The following is a 22,841-nucleotide window of genomic DNA, read 5'->3' as shown; positions in this document are numbered from 1 at the left end:
CTGTTGCAGCGCCAGACCCGTTGAAAGGGCCCGCGCCGGCTGACGAGCGCGACTATAGCGAGGCAAGAATTAATGAATCGTTAAGCCCCGTCAGCGTCAGAAGTTATGCCGCAGCCCGAGCGCAATCGTCTGCGGGCTGGCGCCCGCAGTCACGCCAAGTTCATTGATCGCGAAGTCGTAGGCCGCATTCGAGCGGTTCTTGATCTTCGAGTAATACGCATACACGGACGTGCGCTTGGACAAGGGCTGCTCATAGCCGATCGTGTACTGGACCGCGCCGGTGTTCTCGCCGCTACGGACATAACCCACCCGTTGCGTGGACGGCCCGGTGCCATTGGCGGCGTACCCGACGGATGCATTCAGGCTGCCTGCGCCCAGCTTCTGCACGAGCGACACGTAATATCCCTTGCGGCGCAGATCGCCGGAGGCCGTCTGGTAGCGCAGCTGCTCGACGACGAGGTTGATCGTGGTGGACGGGAACGAATACGAAGCACCCAGCTTGATGGCATCATCGTGCGAGTCGGCCATCTGATAGTTCCTGTGCAGCTCATAGGCCGCCACCAGCGCCAGCGGACCTTCCTTGTACGCCGCGGACCAGGAGAAAAGCTGGGGATTGCGCGGCGTCGTCATGCGCTCCTGCGGCAAGCCCCAAGTGAAACCCGCGCTCAGGCCATGCCAATCGGCCGACCGGAAATGCAGCGAGTTCTTCTGGCGCCGGTCAAACGAACTGGTGTTCTCGACGTTGCCCGAGCTGGAGGCCGAGCCGTTGCCCATCAGCGCCATGTATCCCGCCGTCATCGGATAGTAGGGATCCATCTTCATGGTCGACTCGGTGTAGGCCGTGTGCCAATTGCCCAGAAAGAACGTGCCATAGGGCGACGCCAGCCCCAGGCGCGTGTTTCGGCTGGCGATCTCGCCCTGCCCGGTGTTCAGCGCAATGCCGCTTTCAATCTGGAAGATCGCGGACAGGCCGTTGCCCAGGTCCTCTTCGCCGCGCAGGCCGAACACCGACCGATTGTTCGTCATGCGCGCGCCGGAGCCGGCATTGTCGCCGCCGCTGATCCAGGCGTATTCCAGCGCCGTGTTGAGCCGGCCGTATAGCGTGACGGACGACTGCGCCGACGCGCTGCCCACTACCCCACACAGCGCGGCCACCGCGCATCCACCAACCAGAACCCGTTTGCGCGCTTCGCGGCGAACCTTCATCTCATGCTCCTGTGCTTTCCGTGGGAATCCTGCGCGATGAACCCATGGGCACGGGATACGAGCGACCCCGGAACTGCAAGGCAGCACGCAAACGGCAAAACAATACGCGCGCATTGCGCGGCAGCGCCATTCGTCGATGGTATAGGGTCACAACCCTAATGTCGGATTGCGCCCCACTGGCCGCCATGGAAACCTACCCGCCACGAAATTAATCGAGGAGAGTGGCATGGCTTCGCGTCGACAAGTCCTGGGAGCGGCGTCTTCGCTGGCTTCCGCGTTTGCACTCAATAGCATGTGGGCCGGCCGGGCGAATGCCGGGTCGCAGAGCCAACCCGGCACGCCGCTGGCGGATGGCCCCCCGGAAGTGATCTTCTACAACGGCCGCTTCACCACGCTGGACCGCGCCAATCCGGAAGCGGGCGCCGTCGCCGTGAAGGCCGGCAAGTTCGTCGCGGTGGGTAGCGACCGGGAAGTTCTGCGCCTGGCGGGATCGAACACCCGGCTGGTGGACCTGAAAAAGAAAGGCGTCCTGCCCGGGCTCTACGACAACCACACGCACGTCGTGCGCGGCGGCTTGAACTACAACATGGAGCTGCGGTGGGACGGCGTGAGGTCTTTGGCGGATGCCATGGAAATGTTGCGCCGGCAGGTCGCCAACACGCCCGCGCCCCAATGGGTGCGCGTGGTGGGCGGATTCACCGAGCACCAGTTCATTGAAAAACGCCTGCCGACCATCGAGGAAATCAATGCAGTCGCGCCGGACACGCCCGTGTTCCTGCTGCATCTGTACGATCGCGCGCTGTTGAACGCCGCCGCGCTGCGCGTGGTGGGCTACACCCGGGACACGCCCGACCCCGAAGGCGGCCAGATCATCCGCGACGCGAATGGCAATCCGACGGGCCTGCTGCTGGCCAAGCCCAATGCCACGATCCTGTATTCCACGCTGGCCAAGGGTCCGAAGCTGCCGTTCGACTATCAGCTGAACTCCACGCGCCACTTCATGCGCGAGCTGAACCGGTTGGGCGTCACGGGCGTCATCGACGCCGGCGGCGGCTATCAGAACTACCCGGACGACTACGCCGTTATCCAGAAGCTGGCCGACGACAACCAGTTGACCGTTCGCCTCGCCTACAACCTCTTCACGCAGAAGCCCAAGCACGAAAAGGAAGACTTCCTGAACTGGACGTCTTCGGTGAAGTACAAGCAGGGCGACGACTATTTCCGCCACAACGGCGCTGGCGAGATGCTGGTGTTCTCGGCCGCCGACTTCGAGGACTTCCGCGTCGAACGGCCGGACATGCCGCCGGAGATGGAAGGAGAACTGGAAGAGGTCGTGCGCGTCCTGGTCCAGAACAAATGGCCCTGGCGCCTGCACGCCACCTACGACGAAACCATCACGCGGGCGCTCGACGTCTTCGAGAAGGTGCATCGCGACACGCCGCTCACCGGCATCAACTGGTTCTTCGATCACGCCGAGACGATCTCGGACAAGTCGATCGACCGGATCGCCGCGCTGGGCGGCGGCATTGCCGTGCAGCACCGCATGGCGTACCAGGGCGAGTACTTTGTCGAGCGCTACGGCGCGAAGGCCGCGCAGGCCACGCCCCCGGTCAAGCGCATCCTTGAAAAGGGCGTGAAGACGTCCGCCGGCACGGACGCCACCCGCGTCGCGTCCTACAACCCGTGGATCTCCCTGTCGTGGATGACCACGGGCAAGACCGTGGGCGGCATGCCGCTGTACCCGCACGAGAACCTGCTGGACCGCGAGACGGCGCTGCGCATGTGGACCGAAAACGTCGCGTGGTTCTCCAATGACGAAGGCAAGCGCGGCCGCATCCAGGTGGGCCAGTTTGCCGACCTGATGGTCCCGTCCCAGGATTACTTCACGGTGGCGGATGAAGAGATTTCGTTCCTGACGTCCGACCTCACCGTGGTGGGCGGCCGCGTGGTCTACGGCGCGGGCGACTTCGCGCCGCTGGACGAGAACGCGCCGCCGCCCGCCATGCCCGACTGGTCTCCCACGCGCCTGTTCGGCGGCTATGCCGCCTGGGGCGACCCGGAAGGCGCGGGACGCAATTCGCTGGACTACAAGCGTTTTGCCGCCGCCTGCGGTTGCGCCACCGCTTGCGGCATGCATGGACACAGCCACGCCAACGCGTGGGCCTCCAGCGTGCCGGCCTCGGACCAGAAGTCGTTCTTCGGCGCGCTGGGTTGCTCGTGCTGGGCCGTGTAAAGGACTGAATCCATGTCGAGCATTTCAACCTCGCTGACCGGCCTTGCGCGCCCCATTCTCGGGGGCCGCGTGGCCCGCTTTGTCGCCTACCTGGGCTTGTGCGCGGCGTATCTGCAGGGCGGATTGGTCAAGCTGACCGATTTTCCCGGCGCCATTGCCGAAATGACCCATTTCGGGCTCACGCCCGCGCCGTTCTTCGCCGTGGTCGTGATCGCGCTGGAGATCATTGCCTCGCTCATGATCCTGATCGGATGGCACCGCTGGATCGGCGCATTGGGGCTGGCGATCTTCACCCTCATCGCCACGTTCGTCGCCCTGCAGTTCTGGGAAATGCCGCCCGGCCAGGCGCGCTTTTTCGCTGCCAACTCGTTCTTCGAACACCTTGGGCTGGTGGGCGGATTCCTGCTCGTGATCTGGCAGGACCTGAACGAACGGCGGTAACAGCCTTCGCAGTGCCCGTCGCGCCGGCCGCACCGCCGTTCCAACGGGCACTGCGTCTTCAACGCTCACCTTGCACATCATGGAACAGACACCCGTATCTCCCCGATTCACCGGCCTCTTGGGCTTTAACGCGGGATACGTCGATACGGCGGGGTTCCTGGCGTTGAATGGCCTGTTCACGGCGCACGTGACCGGCAACTTCGTCACGCTGGGCGCCGCCTTCGTCCACGGCACGACCGGCGCCTTCGCCAAGCTTCTGGCCTTGCCGCTCTTCTGTGCCGTCGTCGTCCTGACGCGCCTGTTTGCGTCCAGCCTCGCGGCCGCGGACACGGCGATGTCCAAGCTCATGTGCGCGAAGGTGCTGCTGCTGGCCGCCGCCGCCGCCGTCCTCGTCGCCTACGGACCGTTTCCCGACAGCGACGCGCCCTTCGCCGTGACGGGCGGCATGCTGCTGGTCGCCGCCATGGGCATCCAGAATGCGATCCAGCGCATGCACTTGGGCAGCGCGCCGCCGTCCACCCTCATGACCGGGACCACCACGCAGGTGATGATCGACCTTGCCGACCTCTGCAAGGGCGTCTCCGGCGAAGCCCGCACGGCCGCCGTCGGCCGCCTGCGAAAGATGTTGCCCGCCCTGGCCGCCTTTGCGACCGGCTGCGCCATTGCCGCGCTGCTGTACTGGGCGTCCCTCATGTGGTGTTTCGTCCTGCCGCCCATCGTCGCCGCGCTGGCCACCCTGGGCATCAAGCGCGCCCCCAACTGACCCTACTTGAGGGGGGACGCGCCATACCTTCGAACAATGTCGAAATGCGAACGTTTCACATATTCTGACGTTCTCGTCAAAGCCCCCCTCTGTTTCAACCCTCCAGGTGATTTTCATGTCCCAAGCAAAGCTCGAAGTCCTGACCCCGCAGAACAGCCAGATCATCTTCATCGATCACCAGCCGCAAATGGCCTTCGGTGTGCAGTCGATCGACCGCCAGACGCTCAAGAACAACGTTGTGGGTCTGGCCAAGGCCGCCAAGGTCTTCGGCGTCCCGACCACCATCACCACCGTCGAAACCGAGTCGTTCTCGGGCTACACGTACCCCGAACTGCTGGACGTGTTCCCGAACCAGAAGGTCCTGGAACGCACCTCGATGAACTCGTGGGACGACCAGAAGGTGCGTGACGCGCTGGCCGCCAACGGCCGCAAGAAGGTGGTCGTTGCCGGCCTGTGGACCGAAGTCTGCAACACCACCTTCGCGCTGTGCGCCATGCTGGAAGGCGAGTACGAGATCTATATGGTTTCCGACGCGTCGGGCGGCACGTCCAAGGAAGCGCACGACATGGCCATGCAACGCATGATCCAGGCCGGCGTCGTGCCTGTCACGTGGCAGCAAGTGCTGCTGGAATGGCAGCGCGACTGGGCCCACCGTGACTCCTACGACGCCGTGATGGAAATCGTCAAGGAACACTCGGGCGCCTACGGCATGGGCGTGGACTACGCCTACACGATGGTGCACAAGGCCGGCCAGCGCACGCAGACCGCCCACGACGCCATCGCGCCCGTCGCTGCGCCCGTCATCGCCCGCTGATGCCCCCCGGGCCCGCAGCCGCTCTCGCAGCGGCCGCGGGCCTTTTTGCTTTCTCCCGCAGCCTGCCCCGCCATGACGCCCGCCGACACCCGCCCCGCCGACGCCCAGCCGTCCTCGCCTTTCGCCTACTCCGCCTTCACGGTGATCTGGATCGCCACCGTGCTGTCGAACATCGGTACCTGGATGCATGACGTAGGCGCCGGATGGCTCATGACGTCGTTGTCGCCCTCGCCCATGTTCGTGGCGCTGGTGCAGACGGCGGGCGCCTTGCCCGTGTTCCTGCTGTCGCTCCTGGCCGGCGCGCTGGCCGACACGATGGACCGCCGCAAGCTGCTGCTGATGGTGCAGATCGCCATGGGCTTCATCGCGCTGGCGCTGGGCCTGGTGGTCTGGTTTGGCCTCACGACGCCGTGGGTGCTGCTGGGCTTTACGTTGCTGATGGGCATTGGCACCGCGCTGTCGGCGCCCGCGTGGCAGGCCATCGTCCCCAGCCTGGTGCCGCGTCCGTCGCTGCAGCAGGCCATCGCGACGAACAGCGTGGGCATCAACGTGAGCCGTGCGATCGGCCCGGCGCTGGCCGGCGTGCTGATCACCAGCCTGGGCGTGGCGATTCCGTTCTTCGTCAATGCGGTCAGCTTCATCGTGGTCGTCGCGGCGCTGATCTGGTGGAAGCCGCCCGCGGCCGCTGAGAAGCGCCTGCCGCGCGAGCAGCTCATCCACGCCATGCGCGCCGGGCTGCGCTTCGCGCTACACAGCAAGCCGCTCAAATCGACGCTGGTCCGTGCCGTCGCGTTCTTTCTGTTTGCCAGCGCCTACTGGGCCTTGCTGCCGGTGATCGTGCGTCAGGTGCTTCAGGGCGGCGCCTTGCTCTACGGCATCATCCTGGGCTGCGTCGGCGCGGGTGCCGTGATCGGCGCCATCGTGCTGCCGCCGCTGCGCAAGAAGCTGGGTCCGGACCGCAGCGTCATGGCCGGCACGCTGGGCACGGCGCTCACGCTGGTGGTGTTTGCGGTGGTGCCGCATCCCGTCGTCGCCGGCGCGTTCAGCTTTCTGGCGGGTGCGTCGTGGATCATGGTGCTGACCTCGCTCAACGTGTCCGCCCAGGTAGCGCTGCCCGACTGGGTGCGCGCACGCGGCCTGGCGATCTTCGTCACGGTGTTCTTCGGCTCGATGACCGCCGGCAGCATGATCTGGGGACAGACCGCCGTGCGCGCCGGCGTCCCGACGGCGCTGCTGATCGCGGCCGCGGGCTCCGTCATTGCAATGGTGCTGACCCGCAAGGCTCAACTGCAACTGGGCGCGGAGCTGGACCTTGCGCCGTCGATGCACTGGCCCGAACCCCTGATCGACCAGCACGTGTCGCATGATCGCGGTCCGGTGATGATCACGGTGGAATACCTGATCGACCCGGCGCGCGGCGCGGAATTCGTGCGGGCCATGCAGCATGCCGGCGCCGAGCGCCGCCGCGACGGCGCATACGCCTGGGGCATTTTTGAAGATGCCGCTCAGCCCGGCCGCTACCTGGAATACTTCCTGGTGACGTCGTGGCTCGAACATCTGCGCCAGCACGAGCGCGTCACGCATGCCGACGAAGACCAGCAGGCGGAAGTCCGCGCGTTCCATATCGGCGACACGCCGCCGCGGGTGTCGCACTTCGTGGCGCCCATCCCGCAATAGGCCGCCAACGCAGATGACCCGGCGTTGCCCGCACACACCGTTACAAGAGAAGAATGATTCCTGACTAGAATTGCGCCGACAGGGATTTTGATGCCGCGCGCCGAGAGGCCGCAGCTTAGGTGTGACATGGATAGCGCTCCTCGCTTCGAGGCAGTCAGCGGAGCCCGTTTCGAGGTTCTGTGGGTGGATGGCGACCGGGTCTTCGGACGCGGCGCCTCGAAGCTTGCCGTCTGGCTCCGGCCGAACGACAGCTCGGAATGCGCGCGGCACCTGCTGGAGCAGGAATACGGCCTGCGCGACTACCTGCATCCGGACTGGGCCGCGGTCCCGACCGAGCTGGCGCGCGTGGGCGGCTCCACCGTCCTGTACCTGCAGGATCCCGGCGGACAGCCGCTGGCCACGCACCCCACGCGCGCGATGCCCGCCCCGATGTTTCTCCGTTTCGCCATCGAGGTGGCGATGTCGCTCGGGAAGATGCACAACGCCGGGCTGATCCACCGGAATCTCAAGCCGGCGCATATTCTGTTCAATGAACAGAATGGGGCCGCTCACCTGACCGGATTTTCGTTCTCCACGGCGCTCGGCGCCTATCAAGCAGCGCCCGCCTCGCCGCCAGGCGATATCGTCGGCACCCCCGCCTACATGGCCCCCGAGCAGTCCGGCCGCTCCGGCCACCGCGCCGACGCGCGCTCCGATCTGTATTCGCTGGGGGTCGTCTTCTACGAAGCCTTGACCGGCGAGCTTCCCTTTCAGGGCGAATCAGCGCTGACGTGGCTGCACAGCCATACGGCGCGCGTGCCCGTGGCGCCGGCCGAGCGCGACGGCGGCATCTGCGCCGAGCTGTCGGCCATCGTCATGAAGCTGCTTGAAAAGTCGGCGGACGACCGGTATCAGACGGCGGAGGGGCTTGCCGCGGATCTTCAGTACTGCCTGTCCCGGCTGACGGCAGGCCTCGGCGCCGCGCCCGACTTCGTGCCGGGCCGCTACGACCACCCGGGGCGCGTGCGCGTGCCGGCGACCCTGTACGGCCGGGGCACCGAGCTGGACATCCTGCTCGGCGCCATGGGCCGGGTGGCGGGTTCGGGCCGCGCCGAGGTGGTGCTGATCTCCGGCGAACCGGGCGTCGGCAAATCCATCCTCATCGAAGAGCTGCATCGCGTCGTCGGCAGCCAATACACCCTGCTCGCAAAGGGCAAGGGCGATCCCCACAGCCACGCCGGGCCGTACGCCGCGCTGGTCGAGGCGGCACGAGGCCTGCTTCAGTCCGTGCTTGCCAAGAACGAAAGCGACCTGGGCGAATGGCGGGAAAAGCTGCGCGTGGTGGTATCCGCGGGCGGCGACAGCCTGCTCGCGTTGATCCCCGAACTGGCGCTGATCGTGCCGGACGCGTCGGGCCTGCTTGCCGAAGGCGACGCCAAGGCGCGGTTGCGCCTGGCCTTCCAGCATCTGTTCTGCGCGTTCTCGTCGCCCGGCCATCCGTTGATCCTGTTCCTGGACGACCTGCAGTCGACCGACGCCGCCACGCTGCGCGTCATCGAACAGCTTGCGCAGACGGATCTTCAGAACATCCTGGTCGTGGGCGTGTATCGCGCCGAAGCGATGACCGCGCGCCACGCGCTTGCCGCCTTCATTGCCAGCCTGCGCGCCAACACGATTCCCCTGACCGAGATCGCGCTCGACAACCTGCCGGAGCACGATTCCGCCCGCCTGATCGCCGATGCGCTGCAAAGCAGGTCGCCGTGGATCGATCCGCTCGTCAGCCTGGTGCAGGCCAAGACGGCCGGCAATCCGTGCTTCATGCTTCGCTTTCTGGCCACGCTCTCGGCCGAGGGGCTGCTGCACTACGACCCGCGCCGCCAACGCTGGATCTGGGATGCGGACGCCATCCGCGAGCAGGCCTTTACCGACAATGTGGTCGGCATCATCATCCAGCAGGTCGAGCGTTTGCCGCCGGACAGCCGCGACGCGCTTCAACACATGGCGTGCCTCGGACACGATGCGTCGCTCGGCAAGCTTGCCATCGCGCTGGACTGGCCGCGCCTCGACGTTGCCACCGCGATGCGCGAATGCGAGCGGCAGAGCCTCGTGTTCCGGGCCGGCGACGTGTACCGCTTTCCGCACGACCGGGTGCAGGCCGCCAGCTATGCGCTGATTCCCGAACGGCAGCGCGCCGCCACGCACCTGGCGATCGGCCGGCGGCTCGTGCTGGACCTGCAACCGGAACAATTGAAGGCGCACGCATTTGAACTGGTCGATCAGTTCAACCGGGCATGGCAACTGGTCCACAGCCCGGAAGAACGCGTCCGGCTTGCCCACCTGAACGCCCTGGCCGGCGCGCTGGCCAAGGACACCGCGGACTATTCCGCGGCCATCCGGTATCTGGAGGCCGCCTCAGCGTTCCTGTCCGAGGACGGCAGGCAGCATCAACCGGCGTTGGCCTTCACCATCGAGATCACGCGCGCCGAATGCGAATTCCGCAATGGCGCGGTGGCAAGCGCCAAGCATCGGCTGGCCCGCCTGGGACAGCGCGACGGATCGTTGCCGGAACTGGCCCGCGTGACGCAACTGCGCGTGGAAGTGTTCATGGCGCTGGGCGAACGGCACGAAGCCATACAAGCCGGACTGGATTATCTGCGCCGCGCCGGCATCGACTGGACGGACAGTCCGTCCGATGAGGCCGTATCCCGCGAATACGCCGAGTTCAATGCGTGGCGGGCCGGGCGGCCCGCGGCCGCGCTGCTCAGTTTGCCCTCGATGGAGGACGCCGAGGCGGAAGGCACGATGGGCGTCCTGACCGCGTTGCTTCCCCCCGCCTGGACGCTCTTTGCGAATCTGCGCGAGCGCGTCATTCTGCGGATGGCAAACCTGAGCCTGCGGCATGGCAATACGGATGCGTCCAGCCTCGGCTACGCGTGGCTGGGCATGATCCTGGCCGCACGCACGGGCGACTACGCAGACGGCTACGCCTTCGGCAAGCTGGGCGTCGACCTGATCCAGCAGCGCGCGCAGGTCCGCTTCAGCGCGCGGGTCTATCAGGTCTTCGGCGGCCAGATCGTCCCGTGGTCGCAGCCGATCAGCGAGGCGCGCGACCTGCTGCAAACCGCCTTCGAGCTGGCGAGCCAGCAGGGTGACTGGACCTATGCGTCCTTCGCGCTGAACAGCCTGGTCACACACACGCTTGCCACCGGCGGCCCGCTGAACACCATCCGCGCCGACGCCGGGCGAGGCCTGGCGTTCGCGCGCAAGGCCGGTCTTGAAGTGCTGGACCGCTATACCTCGCAGCTTCAGCTGGCCAAGATGCTGCAGGGCCTCACGCCACAATTCGGCGTGCTGGACGACGCGGGTTTCAGCGAGGCCGAATTCGAACGGCGGATCCAGGCCGAGCCCGGCCGCAATGTCACGGCGTGCTGGCACTACCTGCGCAAGCTTCAGGCCCGGGTATTCGCCGGGGATTTCACCAGCGCCGTGCGCGCCAGCCAGGACGCCTCGGCGTTCGTCTGGACGTCGCTCGCGTTCGTCGAGGAGATGGAATTCCACTTCTACTCCGCGTTGGCGCGCGCCTGGTGTCCCGTGCCAAAGTGTCCGTCGGAACGCGCCGCGGCGCTGGCCGCCGTAGAGGCCCATCTGGAGAAGCTGCGTCCGTGGGCCGCGTCCAGCCCGTCCAACTTCCAGAGCCAGCAGATGCTGATCGACGCCGAAGTCGCGCGGCTGCACGGCGATGTCCTGGAAGCGATGCAACGCTACGACGACGCCATCCATTGCGCCAGCGATCACGGCCTCGTGCATGTCGAGGGCCTGGCCAATGAGTGCGCCGCGCGCTTTTATGAGGGCCGCGGCCAGCAACGCATTGCGCACACCTATCTGCAGCATGCGCGCGCGTGCTATCAGCACTGGGGCGCGTCTGGCAAGGTGCGGCAGATCGACGCCTTGTACCCCACGCTGTTCGTGGACCGCCGCGGCGCCACGCAAGGCTCCACCATCGAAACCCCCGTGGAAAGCCTGGATCTGGCCACCGTCATCGACATCTCCCGCGCGCTGGCCAGTGCGCTGGATCTGCAGACGCTGCTCGACATGCTGATGAAGATCGCGCTGGAACAAGCGGGCGCCACGCGCGGCGTGCTGGTCCTGCAAAGCGGCGGCGATCTGTATGTCCGCGCCATCGCAACCACCTCCGGCGATTCCGTCGCGATCAGCCAGCGCCCGCAATCGCTGGACGAAGCGGGGCTGCCGCAGCAGATCGTGAACTACGGCTGGCGGACCGGCGAAACCATCGTGCTCGACGACGCGTGGGTGACGGGCGCCTTCACCGGCGACCCTTATGTGCGCGCCGCGCGGCTGCCGTCGGTGTTGTGCCTGTCGTTGACGACGCAGTCCAAATCCATCGGCGTGCTGTACCTGGAAAACACCTTGGCGCGCGGCGTGTTTGCGCCGCACCGCACCGCCGTGCTGCGCCTGCTGGCGTCGCAGGCCGCCATTGCGATCGAACGCGCGCGTCTGTACCGCGATCTGGCGCAGCGTGAGGCCCGGATACAGCGTCTGGTCGAAGCGAACATCATCGGCATCTGGTTCTGGCGCACCGACGGACAAGTGCTGGAGGCCAATGACCTGTTCCTGTCCATGACCGGTTACGGCCGCGAGGACGTCAGCGCCGGCCGGTTGCGGTGGACAGCGCTGGTGTCACGCAGCGGCGCGGTGACGCTGGATGAACTGTTGCTGCGCGAGACCGCCGAGCCGGTCGAGACCGAACTGATCCGCAAGGACGGCCGTCGCGTGCCCGTGCTGCTGGGCTCCGCGCGGTTCGCGGCGGACGACAACGAGGGCGTGTCGTTTGTCCTGGACCTGTCCGAACGCAAGGCGGCGGACGCCAAGATGCAGCAGATTCAATCGGATCTCGCCCACGTCACCCGCATGACCACCGTCAGTTCGATGACGGCGTCCATCGCGCACGATGTCAGCCAGCCGGTGTCGGCGGTTTTGACCGAAGCGCAGGCCGCACTGAACTGGATTGCGCGCACGCCGCCCAACACCGAAGAAGTCGCCGAGTCGCTGCGCCGCATCGTGCGCAGCGGCCAACGCGCCGGTTCGATCATTTCGGGGGTGCGGGCGCTGATCAAGAAGGCGCCGGCGGCCTTTGCTCCGATCGAAATGAACGGGCTCGTGAAGGAAACACTGGCGCTGCTGCGCAGCGAGCTCAATGTCAGCGAAATCGAAGTCATCCTGGATCTGGCCGATGCGCCCCTGCACACCCAAGGAGACCGCGTCCAGCTCCAGCAGGTCCTGCTCAACCTGTATGTCAACGCGGCCGACGCCATGAAGCACGAGCCGTCCGCGCGGCAGCTGACCGTCGTTACCCGGCATGCGTCAGACGGCGACGTGCTTGTCGAGGTGCTGGATACGGGCAGCGGCATCGACGCCGCATCAGTGAAGAAACTCTTCGATCCTTTCTTCACCACCAAGACCAAGGGCCTGGGAATGGGTCTTGCCATCTGCCGCGAGATCATCCAGTTGCATCACGGCCAGATGTGGGCGCGGCCCAATAGCCCGGCGGGCGCGGTGTTCTACTTTTCGCTGCCCGCGCAGGCGTGAGTCATTCGCCGTCGCCCGCCTCGTCATCGCCGCGCGATGGCGGCGATTGCAACGCTTGCGCGGCGACGCGCGGATTGACCTTCATGATCATCTGCACCAGCTGGGCAAAGCTGCGCGCCTGCATCTTCCGGTAGGCGCTTGCCCGGTGCGCCTTGACGGTCACTTCGCTGATGCCCAGTTGCTCGGCGACTTCCTTGTTCAAGCAGCCGGACGCGATCATCTCGATCACCTGCTGCTCGCGCGCGGTCAGCGAGCGATAACGCTCCAGAAGCGTCTCGAACTCCTGCTCCTTGGCGCGGCGCGCGACGTCCGACTCCAGCGCGCGGTGCACGGAATCAAGAAGACGCTGCTCGGAAATGGGCTTTTCCAGAAAATCGATGGCGCCGGCCTTCATCGCCTTGACCGTCTGGCGAATGTCGCCAAATCCTGTGACCACCACGATGGGAATGTGATCCCCCAGTTCGCGCATGCGCGCCTGCAACGCCAGGCCATCGCCATCCGCCAACTGAAGGTCCAGGATCAGGCAGGAGGGCACCTGCGGACGCGCCGCCGCCTGAAACGCGCTGATCGAATCGAAGGTTTCGGCGTAGATCCCGATGGACGACAGCAAGCGAAACAGCGAGTCGCTGACCTCGGCGTGATCGTCCACGATGTACACAATCGCAGAGGGCGCGCCGGATTTTTGAATGTTCAACGCTATGACTCCTGGCGGGGCGGACTCGCTTCGGTTTTGTCTTGCCTCGCGACCCGCGAAGGGCAGCCACCAAGTACGAAAGCGGAGATTTTAAGCGTTGAGAATTGTCCCCCTTATTTGCCGGCCGGCGCGGTCACCCCCAACGCCACCCCATCGCGCTGCGGATCCGCGCCCCCCTGCAATACGCCGGTCATGCGCGACACCACGTGCGGCGCCGCGAAGGCATAGCTTTGATAAGCGCGGCTGATCGCGTGTCCTTCCTGCGCAAGCACGCCGGTCACGTAGCGCGGAATGCGGTTGGAAACGTCGATCGCGTTGCCGGTCACCGAGATGCGTGGCGCGGCCACTGCCTCGAACGCGCTCATGCCGAAATCCACCAGATTCACCACGGTCTGCGTCAGCGCCGAGGCAATGGCCGTGCCGCCGGGCGCGCCCAGCGCGGCCTGCACCTCGCCGTCGCGAAACAGCAGCAGCGGGCATTGCGAACTGGTGCGGCGCTTGCCTGGCCCGATCGAGGCCGCCCGGCCCGGCCGCGGGTCAAAGCCGCTAAGCAGGCCGTTGTACAGCACGCCCAGGCCATCGGTGATGATGCCCGAGCTCGTGCCCAGGCTGTGCGTCAGCGTGGCGGCGTTGCCGTCGGCGTCGATCACGCAGACCTGCGTGGTGTCGCGCGGCTCCGCAGCGATGCCGGGCGCCAGCCGGGTGAGTTCGGCAGGCAGGCGCGCCCGGATGCGCTCGGCAATCTCCCCCGCGTGCTCGCGCGACAGCAGCCGCGCCACCGGCACCTCCACGAACTCCGGGTCACCGATCAAGGTGTCCTTGTCGATCGTCACCCACTTGAGCGTCTGGGCCAGCAATTCCAGATACGCCGCGCTGTTGTGGCCCAGCGCAGCCACATCGAACTGCGCCAGCACGTGCAGCGCCTGAATCAGCGTCAGGCCGCCCGCCGGCGGTGGAAACCCCGCCACCTGCCAGCCGCGATAGTCGCCCCAGATCGGCGCCGCCTCGGACACGGCGTACGCATTCAGATCGGCCAGCGTCAGCAGGCCATCATGCTTGCGCATGTCGTCGGCGATGCGGCCGGCGATCTCGCCGCGATAAAAGTCCGCCGCGCCTGCACGCGTCAGATGTTCCAGCGTCGCCGTCAGATCGGGATTGTGCAGGCGCTCGCCGGGGCGCTTGAAATTGCCGTCGGCATCCAGGTACACCGCGCGCCCGGTGGCCGACAGCGCAAGCCGCTCGCGCGTCTCCAGCATGCCGCCGCGGGCACGGTCGAGCGCGCCGTATTGGTACATGTGCGGGCGCACCACCACGCCGTCGCGCGCGTGCTGCAGGGCCGGCGCCAGCGCGTCGGCAAAAGACCAGGTGCCGTAGCGCGTCAACGCATGATCCAGGCCGGCCAGCGTGCCCGGCGTGCCGATCGATTGATAGCCCGCTTCGTTGACGTTGCCCTGGACCACGAAGGCGTAGCCGTCGGGCGTTTCGTTCAGCGGCAGATGGGCCCAGATATCCGGCCGCGCCGCAGCCGGCGCGCGGGCGCAGAAATCGACGCAGGTATGCACGCCGCGCCCGGGCAGCGCAACCTGCAGCGTGCCGTACCCCGCAATGCCCGCCATCATCGGATCCACCACGCATTGGGTGAAGGCCGCCGCCACCGCGGCGTCCACCGCGTTGCCCCCATCCATCAGCACGCGCGCCCCGGCCTCTGCGGCCTCGGGCTGCGCGGCGCAGATCATGGCGCGGCGCGGGCTCATGCGACAGCCCCGGAGGCCTCGCGCAGCGCCACGATGAAGGCGTTCAGACCCGCATCGCGGTCGGGCTCGTTGGCGCTCAGGTAGCGCGGCTCGGGGTAGGCGGCAAGCTGCACCACCGCCAGTTGCGCGCGGGTGTCGATGAAGATGCGTTGGCCGGAATGGCCCATCGCCATCATCGCGCCGTCCTCGCGCAGCCACCAGCTGTAGCCGTAGGCCGTGAGCCCCAGCGCCTGGCGCTGTGCGGTGTGCAGGTCGGCCGGAATCTGGAAGGCGGGGGTACCGGATTGCGCCACCCAGCCCTCGGGCAGGATGCGCTCGCCATTGACCACGCCATCGTCGAGCACGAACTGCGCAAAGCGGCCGATGTCGCGCAGCGTCATGCCGGCGCGGCTGCCGCCGATCTCCTGGCCGTCTTCGGATTCCAGCGTGTAGAAGCCGTCGAACTCCATCCCGCAAGGCTGCCAGATGCGGCGCGACATGTAATCGGCCAGCGTGCCGCCTGTCGCCGCGCTCAGTACGGCGCCCAAGAGGTAGGTGTCGCCGGTGTTGTAGTGCCAGAAGCGTCCGGCGTCGTGAGCGCGATGGCACCCGCGCAGCAGCGACAGCACGCCGCCCGGCACCTTGTCGGCCAGCGACTTGCTGTATCGGTTCACGTCGGACGCCTTGTCCGTGTAGTTCTCTTCCCACGCGATGCCCGACGACATGGTCAGCAGATGCCGAACCGTGACGGCGTCGTAGGCGCAGCCGGCCAGCGCCGGCACATAGGCGGTGACGGGATCGTCCAGGCTCTTGATGGCGCCGTCGTGCAGCGCCGCGCCGGTCAGCATCGCCGTCATGGATTTCACGGTCGACATGGTGGACCAGCGTTCCTGCGGCTGAAAGCCCAGCCCATAGCGTTCCAGCACGATGTGGCCGCGGTGGATCGCGATCAGGCCGGCCACGTTGTTGCGGTCCATCAGGTCGCCCACGCCGAGGGTCTCGCCGTCCTGCGTATAGCGCACGTCGATCTCGGGCGCGCGCGGCAAGGGCCGGGGCGTCGCGCCGCGATGGATGGTGCGGGTGGCGAACAGGCGGTCGACGATGCGGTAGCCATACGACTGCAGGCAGGGCGGCCACAGCAGGAAGTCTTCCCCGCGCGGCAGGTGTTCAACGGCCTCGGCCAGCGGCGGGGTGGGGATAGCGTTCATGAATGCCTCAAGAAAAAACCGGGCGCGAGGCCCGGCACGGATCAGTCGTTGCGGATGCCGAGGCGCTTGACGATGGGGCCCCAGACCTCGGCCTCCGTCTTCATCGATTGCGCCACCGATGCCGCGCCAAGTTCCTTGGGCGGCGTCATGTAGATCTCGTCCATCTGCTTGCGAACCGCCGGGTCCGCCCAGAACTTGCGCGTGGCCTCGGTAAGCCGCGTCACCACTTCCGGCGGCGTGCCCTTGGGCGCCATCAGGCCGTACCAGGCGTCGCCCGGAAAGCCTTGCACGCCAACTTCCGCGATGGTGGGCACGTCGGGCAACTGCGCGACGCGGTCTGCGCCGAAGATCACCAGCGGCACCGCCTTGCCGGTCTTGACTTGCGGCACCGCGCCGGTCAGCGCGTCCGCCGTCAGGTCGATCTGGCCGCCGATCAGGTCCATCATGGCCGGCGCCGCGCCCTTGTAGGGCACGTGCGACATCTCGATCTTGAAGTGCTCAGCCAGAAACGCGACGTTCAGGTGCGTGGAGTTGCCGATGCCCGCCGAGCCGTAATTCAGGTGGCCCGGGCTGGCCTTGGCCTTCTTCACCAAGTCGTCCACCGACCGGATGCCGGTGGCGGGATTGGCCACCAGCACCTGCGAGGTGCCGGCGATCTTCGTGATCGGATCGAAATCGCGCGTCGGGTTGTAGGCCAACTGCGAGTACGTGAACGGATTCACCGACATGTTGGACGTGCTGCCAAACAGCAGCGCATAGCCGTCCGCCGGCTGCTTGGCCACGAACGCGGCGGCGATGCTGCCGTTGGCGCCGGGCTTGTTCTCCACCACCACGGTGCCGCCGATTTCCTTGCTGGCATAGGCGGCCCAGGCGCGCGCCAGCGCATCGGCCGCGCCGCCGGCCGCCACCGGCACCACCACCGACACCGGCCGCGCCGGCCAGTCCGCGGCCGAGGCCGGTGCGGCAAAAGCGAGGACCAGCGAGCCGGCCGCAGCCAGGCCCATCAGCCGTTGAACGACGCGGGAATTCGACTGCGGAAAGGGCAAATCGCGGGCCATGGCCAGTGCTCCAGATGAAATCGGACGTTGAAGACCCGCATTCTGGTAGCGCTTTTTCATTACGTCCAATGCATAATTCATCATCAAACCATAATCGGCGCGTAATAAAACCAGGGGACGCGGATGAATCTTCAACAGCTCGAACACTTCCTCGTCCTGGTCGAAACCCGCTCTTTCAGCCGCGCGGCGGCCAAATTGCACCTGACGCAGCCCGCGCTCAGCCGCAGCATCCAGGCGCTTGAAGACACGCTGGGCGGACGCCTGCTGGAACGCGACAAAGGGAAAACACTGACGGCGCTGGGTGAGCTGGCCATCGTGCGGGCACGCAGAATCCGCGTCGAGCTGGCCGAATTGCGCCGCAGCGCCAGCCTGCTGGCCGACTACGCGGGCGGCACGCTGCGGCTGGGACTGGGCCCCACCCCCACCGCAATCCTGTCCCTGCCGCTCTTGCGCGACATGAAGGAACGCTACCCCGCGATCAAGCTGCTGCTGAGCGGCGGCACGCCCGAGATGCAGGTCCAGGAACTGCGCGAAGGCGCGGTGGATGCCCTGGTGGTGCATCGCAATCACATCCCCGCCGACCCCGACCTGCACCTGCGCTTCTTTCCGCGCACCCCGCTGGGCTTCGTGGTGCGCGCCGGCCATCCGCTGGCGGGCAAGAACGGCCTGGATTTCGACGCGCTGCGCCGTTACGCGGTGGCAGCCAGCGGCCGCGCCATGAGCGACGAGGTCATGCACCGGCTCAATGCGTATTTCGGTCCGCCGGTGCACTTCATCGACGCGATCCAATACCAGTCGAACGACATCCAGGCGCTGGTCGACCTGGTCCGCACCACCGACACCGTCTTCTTTGGCGTGCTGCGCGTGGCGCAGCCGGCCATCGCGCGCGGTGAACTCGTGCATGTCGACGTGCGTCCGGCGCTGGAGCTGTCGTCGCAGTTCGTCTTCGTGACGCTCGAGGGCAAGACCTTGCCCCCGGCGTTGCTGCGGCTCAGCGAGCTGTGCATGCGGTACATGTCAGGCGCCGAGGATCCGCAGCCTGACTGATCACTTCTTCTTGTTGCAGTCGATCACGTTGGCGTGCTCGATGATGTCGTTCTTGTCGGTGAACAGCGTGATGTTGCAGAAGTAATCGATCACCGTGCGATTTTCCGTGTAGCCCACCTTGCGATAGACCGGTTCACTGCTGACCGGCATCTGGCCGCTGACGCCCTGACCGCCGATGGTGACCGAGGTGGTCCTCTGCCCGACGTATTCAACACCGGTCTGCACGAACACCTTCTCGTCCGTGGTGTGGGTCTGCACGCGGTTCCAGGCAACCGTGCTTGAGTGACGGCATCGGGACAGACTCCTTGGGGAGATGAAGGGATGCCAAGCATAGCGCTTATGCGTCCCCGTTAGATGTCCCGCTTCGTAGCGTTCGCCGCAGTCGCAGCCGCTGGCTGACGCGCCATCTCGATGAACGCACGCTGGTAATCAAGGGCGTCATCGGCCTCACGCGACCCCAGAAAAATCTGCTTGGCAATTCCGCGCGGGCCAAGCCGCACCGGCACCAGATCCATCTTGACCGCGTACTCCTCGACCAGCCAACGCGGCAGCGCGGCCACGCCGCGGCCGCTGGCCACCATCTGCAGCATGATGTCGGTGGTCTCGATCGCCTTGTGCCGCTTGGGCGTGACGCCGGCCTTCAAGAGGAACTGGTTGTAGATGTCCAACCGCTCGATATCGACGGGATAGCTGATGAGCACTTCCTGCGTCAGCTGCTCTGGCTTCACATACGCGACTGACGCCAGCGGATGCCCCTTGGCCACGACCAGCACCTGCTCGTAGTCGAACACCGGTTCGAACTTCAAGCCCGGCTTGAACAGCGGGTCGGGCGTGACCAGCATGTCGATCTCGTAGCCGAAGAGCGCGCCGATGCCGCCGAACTGGAACTTCTGTTTGACGTCCACATCCACGTCCGGCCACGCAGCCAGATACGGCGCCACCACCTTCAGCAGCCACTGATAACACGGGTGGCATTCCATGCCGATGCGCAGCGCGCCGCGTTCGCCCTGGGCAAACTGCCCCAGCCGCTCTTCGGCCAGGTCCAGTTGCGGCAGCACCCGATTCGCCACCGCCAGCAGATATTGGCCGGCCTGCGTCAGGCGCAAACGTCTTCCTTCGCGCAGCCAGATATCGGTGCCAAGCTGCACCTCCAGCTTCTTCATGCTGTGGCTCAAGGCCGACTGGGTCAGGTTCAGCACGCCCGCCGCAGCCGTCAGGGAACCTTGTTTTTCGACCTGCTGGACGATGCTCAGATGGATACGTTCAAGCATTCTTATGATCTAGATTCATGGATTTGTGAAATAAAACCATTTTACGTCATGGATATTGATATTTAGCATTGCGTTCTTGTTTGCCGCTGTGTTCCGCACGTTGACCTGATCAACACGCATGTTCCATGGCAAGTCGACTCCCTCCGTGCCGATTGGCTCCATGGAAGCAAAGATGACACACCCCCTTCGCCTGGTCGCCGTTTCCGGCGGCATGCAACGCCCCTCCAGGACCACCGCCCTGGCAGAGGAACTGCTGGCGCTGATCGCCAACGAAATCCCCTGCGAACCCCGCTTGGTCGAGATGGGCCGGATCGCCCCGCAGCTTGCCGGCGCGACGTGGCGATCGAACTTGCCCGACACGGTCGAGCGCGAGTTGGCAGCGGTCGAGCAAGCCGATGTTCTGGTGGTGGCAACGCCCGTCTACCGCGGCTCCTACACCGGCCTGTTCAAGCACTTCTTCGACTTCATCCATCAGGACGCCTTGATCGACAAGCCCGTCCTCTTGGCCGCCACCGGCGGCAGCCAGCGCCACGCGCTGGTCATCGACCACCAGTTGCGGCCATTGTTCAGCTTCTTCCAGGCGCGCACCTTGCCGCTGGGCATCTACGCCACCGACGAGGACTTCGTCGACTACCGGCTTAAGAACGACGCGCTGATCGAGCGTGCCGGACTGGCCGTCCAACGCGCACTGCCGCTGGTCGAACTGACCCGTCAGATGCGAGCCGCCGCGGCCGCAGAAGCCATCGCGGCCTGAAATCCCCGTTTATCGCAGCACTTTCGCATCCGACCATCATGAACAAAGACTTCACCTTCAGCATCAAGAGCCTTCGCTTTGATGAAAACTATCAGCCGTCGGACAGCACGCGCATCACGACCAACTTCGCCAACCTGGCCCGAGGCGAAAGCCGCGAGCAGAATCTGCGCAACACGCTGAAGATGATCGACAGCCGTTTCAACGACCTGGCGCATTGGGACAACCCCACGGGCGATCGTTACGCCGTCGAGCTCGACATCATCACCGCCGAGATGACGCTGGGCGCAAACGGCAATGCCAATGCGTTTCCGCTGATCGAAGTGTTGAAGACCAACATCGTCGACAAGAAGACCGGCAACCGCATCGACGGCATCGTCGGCAACAACTTCTCGTCCTACGTGCGTGACTACGACTTCAGCGTGTTGCTGCCCGAATACAACGACAACAAATCCACGTTCAGCACGCCGGCCGATTTCGGCGACCTGCACGGAAAGCTGTTCAAGCACTTCGTTGAATCCGAGGCCTACAAGGCGAACTTCGAGAAGCCGCCGGTCATCTGCATCAGCGTCTCCAGCAGCAAAACCTATCACCGCACCGACAACCACCACCCGATCCTGGGCGTGGAGTATCAGCAAAGCGAGTTCTCCCCGACCGACCAGTACTTCGAGAAGATGGGACTGCAGGTGCGCTACTTCATGCCGCCGAACAGCGTTGCGCCGTTGGCGTTCTATTTCCAGGACGACCTGCTGGGCGCCTACACCAATCTGGAGCTCATCGGCACCATCAGCACGATGGAAGCGTTCCAGCGCATCTACCGGCCTGAAATCTACAACGCCAACTCCGCGGCCGGTAAGCGCTATCAACCGAGCCTGAAGAACCAGGACTACTCGCTGACGCAGATCGTCTACGACCGCGTCGAACGCAGCCAGCTCGCCGTCAAGCAAGGCAAATTTGCCGAGGCGCACTTCATCAAGCCGTACAAGCACGTGCTCGATCAATGGGCCGCCAGCCACTCCCACCCATAAACCGAACACAGACGGACACCCCGCAATGAAAAAACTTTTGCCCACCTCGACCGCCGGCAGCCTGCCCAAACCCTCCTGGCTCGCCCAGCCCGAAAAGCTCTGGTCGCCCTGGAGCCTGCAAGACGAACAACTGATCGAGGGTAAGCAGGACGCCTTGATCCTGGCCCTGAAAGAACAGGAACTGGCGGGCATCGATATCGTCAGCGATGGCGAACAAACGCGTCAGCACTTCGTCACCACGTTCATCGAGCATCTGGACGGCGTTGATTTCGAAAAGCGCGAAACCGTCCGCATCCGCGACCGCTATGACGCCAGCGTGCCCACCGTCGTCGGCGCCGTCAGCCGCCAGAAGCCCGTCTTCGTCGAAGACGCCAAGTTCCTGCGCCAGCAGACCAAGCAGCCGATCAAATGGGCGTTGCCCGGTCCCATGACCATGATCGACACGCTGTACGACGCCCACTACAAGAGCCGCGAAAAGCTGGCCTGGGAATTCGCCAAGATCCTGAATCAGGAAGCGCGCGAACTCGAAGCCGCCGGCGTCGACATCATCCAGTTCGACGAGCCCGCCTTCAACGTCTTCTTCGACGAAGTGAACGACTGGGGCGTCGCGACGCTGGAACGCGCCATCGAAGGCCTCAAGTGCGAAACCGCCGTGCACATCTGCTACGGCTACGGCATCAAGGCCAACACCGACTGGAAGAAGACGCTGGGTTCGGAATGGCGCCAGTACGAGGAATCGTTCCCCAAGCTGCAGAAGTCCAGCATCGACATCGTCTCGCTGGAATGCCATAACTCGCACGTGCCCATCGACCTGATCGAACTGATTCGCGGCAAGAAGGTCATGGTCGGCGCCATCGACGTGGCCAACCACACCGTCGAAACGCCGGAGGAAGTCGCCAACACGCTGCGCACGGCGCTCAAGTTCGTGGATGCCGACAAGCTGTATCCGTGCACCAACTGCGGCATGGCGCCGCTGCCGCGTGCGGTGGCCAAGGGCAAGCTGAACGCGCTGAGCGCGGGTGCGGAGATTATCCGCCGCGAACTGGCGCGTTGATGATGCAGGCAGCAAGCGGCGCGGCGGGATAGCGTCGCTGCGCACAATGAAAAAGGGGTTCGCTCATTGTTGAGCGAACCCCTTTTTTGCGCCGGGCGACCATGGATCCCAAGCCAACCCGCCAACCCACGCCGGGATTACCCGTAATAAGAAAAATCTCTCAAATCAGCGGCCAATTGTGATTACTTGCCGCCCAAACCCGCGTGCTAATTTTTCCCTGCGTTTCGAAGATCGATTCATAACACTCAAGGGAATCACACCATGCACGCCGTGGGAA

Annotated in this window: 17 protein-coding genes; 10 read left to right on the top strand and 7 right to left on the bottom strand. The window is 65.4% G+C overall.

Going from position 1 to position 22,841, the window contains the following annotated elements; translation table 11 throughout:
• Window positions 1-96: 96 nt before the first annotated feature.
• Entirely contained in the window at window positions 97-1,206 is a 1,110-nt protein-coding gene (locus AC6LJW_RS00860; protein WP_498086200.1) for a porin, read from the bottom strand.
• 343 nt (window positions 1,207-1,549) lie between these two features.
• On the opposite strand from AC6LJW_RS00860, the gene AC6LJW_RS00855 reads away from it, so the two are divergent.
• The 6 genes from AC6LJW_RS00855 to AC6LJW_RS00830 all read left to right on the top strand — a co-directional run bounded on the left by AC6LJW_RS00855 (window position 1,550) and on the right by AC6LJW_RS00830 (window position 12,720).
• Window positions 1,550-3,439 carry an amidohydrolase gene (locus tag AC6LJW_RS00855; protein WP_498086222.1) on the top strand — a complete coding sequence of 630 codons (1,890 nt, stop codon included), beginning with the start codon at window positions 1,550-1,552 and terminating at the stop codon, window positions 3,437-3,439.
• Window positions 3,440-3,451: 12 nt separating this feature from the next.
• Window positions 3,452-3,880: a DoxX family protein gene (locus AC6LJW_RS00850; RefSeq protein WP_056565380.1), complete on the top strand. Its 429-nt coding sequence runs from the start codon at window positions 3,452-3,454 to the stop codon at window positions 3,878-3,880.
• 79 nt (window positions 3,881-3,959) lie between these two features.
• A complete protein-coding gene (locus AC6LJW_RS00845; protein ID WP_498086199.1) occupies window positions 3,960-4,643 on the top strand; it encodes a YoaK family protein in 684 nt (227 codons plus the stop codon).
• A 115-nt stretch (window positions 4,644-4,758) separates the two neighbouring features.
• Window positions 4,759-5,457, top strand: a complete 699-nt coding sequence (locus AC6LJW_RS00840) for a hydrolase (protein ID WP_056566956.1) — start codon at window positions 4,759-4,761, stop codon at window positions 5,455-5,457.
• A 72-nt stretch (window positions 5,458-5,529) separates the two neighbouring features.
• Complete coding sequence (locus AC6LJW_RS00835; protein ID WP_498086198.1) at window positions 5,530-7,134, top strand: MFS transporter; 1,605 nt, start codon at window positions 5,530-5,532, stop codon at window positions 7,132-7,134.
• 126 nt (window positions 7,135-7,260) lie between these two features.
• Window positions 7,261-12,720 (top strand): AAA family ATPase, encoded by a 5,460-nt coding sequence (locus AC6LJW_RS00830; protein WP_498086197.1) that lies wholly within the window; start codon window positions 7,261-7,263, stop codon window positions 12,718-12,720.
• A gap of 1 nt (window position 12,721) precedes the next feature.
• Here the strand turns inward: AC6LJW_RS00830 and AC6LJW_RS00825 are convergent, their stop codons facing one another.
• The 4 genes from AC6LJW_RS00825 to AC6LJW_RS00810 form a co-directional block, all read right to left on the bottom strand.
• On the bottom strand, window positions 12,722-13,414 hold the full coding sequence (locus AC6LJW_RS00825) for a response regulator transcription factor (protein WP_498086196.1): 693 nt from the start codon (window positions 13,412-13,414) through the stop codon (window positions 12,722-12,724).
• A gap of 113 nt (window positions 13,415-13,527) precedes the next feature.
• Entirely contained in the window at window positions 13,528-15,168 is a 1,641-nt protein-coding gene (locus AC6LJW_RS00820; protein ID WP_056565386.1) for a gamma-glutamyltransferase family protein, read from the bottom strand.
• Window positions 15,165-16,355 carry a serine hydrolase domain-containing protein gene (locus AC6LJW_RS00815; protein ID WP_056565389.1) on the bottom strand — a complete coding sequence of 397 codons (1,191 nt, stop codon included), beginning with the start codon at window positions 16,353-16,355 and terminating at the stop codon, window positions 15,165-15,167. Before AC6LJW_RS00815 ends, AC6LJW_RS00820 begins: the two co-directional genes overlap by 4 nt.
• Window positions 16,356-16,396: 41 nt before the next feature.
• On the bottom strand, window positions 16,397-17,413 hold the full coding sequence (locus AC6LJW_RS00810; RefSeq protein WP_498086195.1) for a Bug family tripartite tricarboxylate transporter substrate binding protein: 1,017 nt from the start codon (window positions 17,411-17,413) through the stop codon (window positions 16,397-16,399).
• 123 nt (window positions 17,414-17,536) lie between these two features.
• Here AC6LJW_RS00810 and AC6LJW_RS00805 point away from each other — a divergent pair, with 123 nt between their 5' ends.
• Complete coding sequence (locus AC6LJW_RS00805; protein WP_056565391.1) at window positions 17,537-18,460, top strand: LysR family transcriptional regulator; 924 nt, start codon at window positions 17,537-17,539, stop codon at window positions 18,458-18,460.
• Here AC6LJW_RS00805 and AC6LJW_RS00800 read toward each other — a convergent pair whose 3' ends face one another.
• Both AC6LJW_RS00800 and AC6LJW_RS00795 read right to left on the bottom strand, forming a co-directional pair.
• Window positions 18,461-18,718: a hypothetical protein gene (locus tag AC6LJW_RS00800; RefSeq protein WP_498086194.1), complete on the bottom strand. Its 258-nt coding sequence runs from the start codon at window positions 18,716-18,718 to the stop codon at window positions 18,461-18,463.
• 92 nt (window positions 18,719-18,810) lie between these two features.
• Entirely contained in the window at window positions 18,811-19,731 is a 921-nt protein-coding gene (locus AC6LJW_RS00795) for a LysR family transcriptional regulator (RefSeq protein WP_498086193.1), read from the bottom strand.
• 172 nt (window positions 19,732-19,903) lie between these two features.
• Between AC6LJW_RS00795 and msuE the strand changes: the two genes are divergently transcribed.
• Genes msuE through AC6LJW_RS00780 form a run of 3 tightly spaced genes read left to right on the top strand, consistent with a single transcriptional unit; the run spans window position 19,904 to window position 22,564 of the window.
• Entirely contained in the window at window positions 19,904-20,485 is a 582-nt protein-coding gene (gene msuE / locus AC6LJW_RS00790; protein WP_056566962.1) for an FMN reductase, read from the top strand.
• A gap of 38 nt (window positions 20,486-20,523) precedes the next feature.
• A complete protein-coding gene (locus AC6LJW_RS00785; RefSeq protein WP_498086192.1) occupies window positions 20,524-21,510 on the top strand; it encodes a DUF1852 domain-containing protein in 987 nt (328 codons plus the stop codon).
• 25 nt (window positions 21,511-21,535) lie between these two features.
• Window positions 21,536-22,564 (top strand): methionine synthase, encoded by a 1,029-nt coding sequence (locus AC6LJW_RS00780; RefSeq protein ID WP_056565404.1) that lies wholly within the window; start codon window positions 21,536-21,538, stop codon window positions 22,562-22,564.
• Window positions 22,565-22,841: the final 277 nt, after the last annotated feature.

The sequence above is a fragment of the Achromobacter sp. 1012554356 genome (assembly GCF_059760815.1).
This window is presented reverse-complemented; position numbering and strand designations above follow the sequence as displayed.

Excerpts from the sequence above, each read along its gene's own strand:
- AC6LJW_RS00810 (WP_498086195.1), bottom strand. The coding sequence starts at position 17,413 with ATGGCCCGCGATTTGCCCTTTCCGCAGTCGAATTCCCGCGTCGTTCAA.
- AC6LJW_RS00835 (WP_498086198.1), top strand. The coding sequence starts at position 5,530 with ATGACGCCCGCCGACACCCGCCCCGCCGACGCCCAGCCGTCCTCGCCT.
- AC6LJW_RS00820 (WP_056565386.1), bottom strand. The coding sequence starts at position 15,168 with ATGAGCCCGCGCCGCGCCATGATCTGCGCCGCGCAGCCCGAGGCCGCA.
- AC6LJW_RS00845 (WP_498086199.1), top strand. The coding sequence starts at position 3,960 with ATGGAACAGACACCCGTATCTCCCCGATTCACCGGCCTCTTGGGCTTT.
- AC6LJW_RS00805 (WP_056565391.1), top strand. The coding sequence starts at position 17,537 with ATGAATCTTCAACAGCTCGAACACTTCCTCGTCCTGGTCGAAACCCGC.
- AC6LJW_RS00785 (WP_498086192.1), top strand. The coding sequence starts at position 20,524 with ATGAACAAAGACTTCACCTTCAGCATCAAGAGCCTTCGCTTTGATGAA.
- msuE (WP_056566962.1), top strand. The coding sequence starts at position 19,904 with ATGACACACCCCCTTCGCCTGGTCGCCGTTTCCGGCGGCATGCAACGC.
- AC6LJW_RS00840 (WP_056566956.1), top strand. The coding sequence starts at position 4,759 with ATGTCCCAAGCAAAGCTCGAAGTCCTGACCCCGCAGAACAGCCAGATC.
- AC6LJW_RS00850 (WP_056565380.1), top strand. The coding sequence starts at position 3,452 with ATGTCGAGCATTTCAACCTCGCTGACCGGCCTTGCGCGCCCCATTCTC.
- AC6LJW_RS00830 (WP_498086197.1), top strand. The coding sequence starts at position 7,261 with ATGGATAGCGCTCCTCGCTTCGAGGCAGTCAGCGGAGCCCGTTTCGAG.
- AC6LJW_RS00795 (WP_498086193.1), bottom strand. The coding sequence starts at position 19,731 with ATGCTTGAACGTATCCATCTGAGCATCGTCCAGCAGGTCGAAAAACAA.
- AC6LJW_RS00780 (WP_056565404.1), top strand. The coding sequence starts at position 21,536 with ATGAAAAAACTTTTGCCCACCTCGACCGCCGGCAGCCTGCCCAAACCC.
- AC6LJW_RS00860 (WP_498086200.1), bottom strand. The coding sequence starts at position 1,206 with ATGAAGGTTCGCCGCGAAGCGCGCAAACGGGTTCTGGTTGGTGGATGC.
- AC6LJW_RS00815 (WP_056565389.1), bottom strand. The coding sequence starts at position 16,355 with ATGAACGCTATCCCCACCCCGCCGCTGGCCGAGGCCGTTGAACACCTG.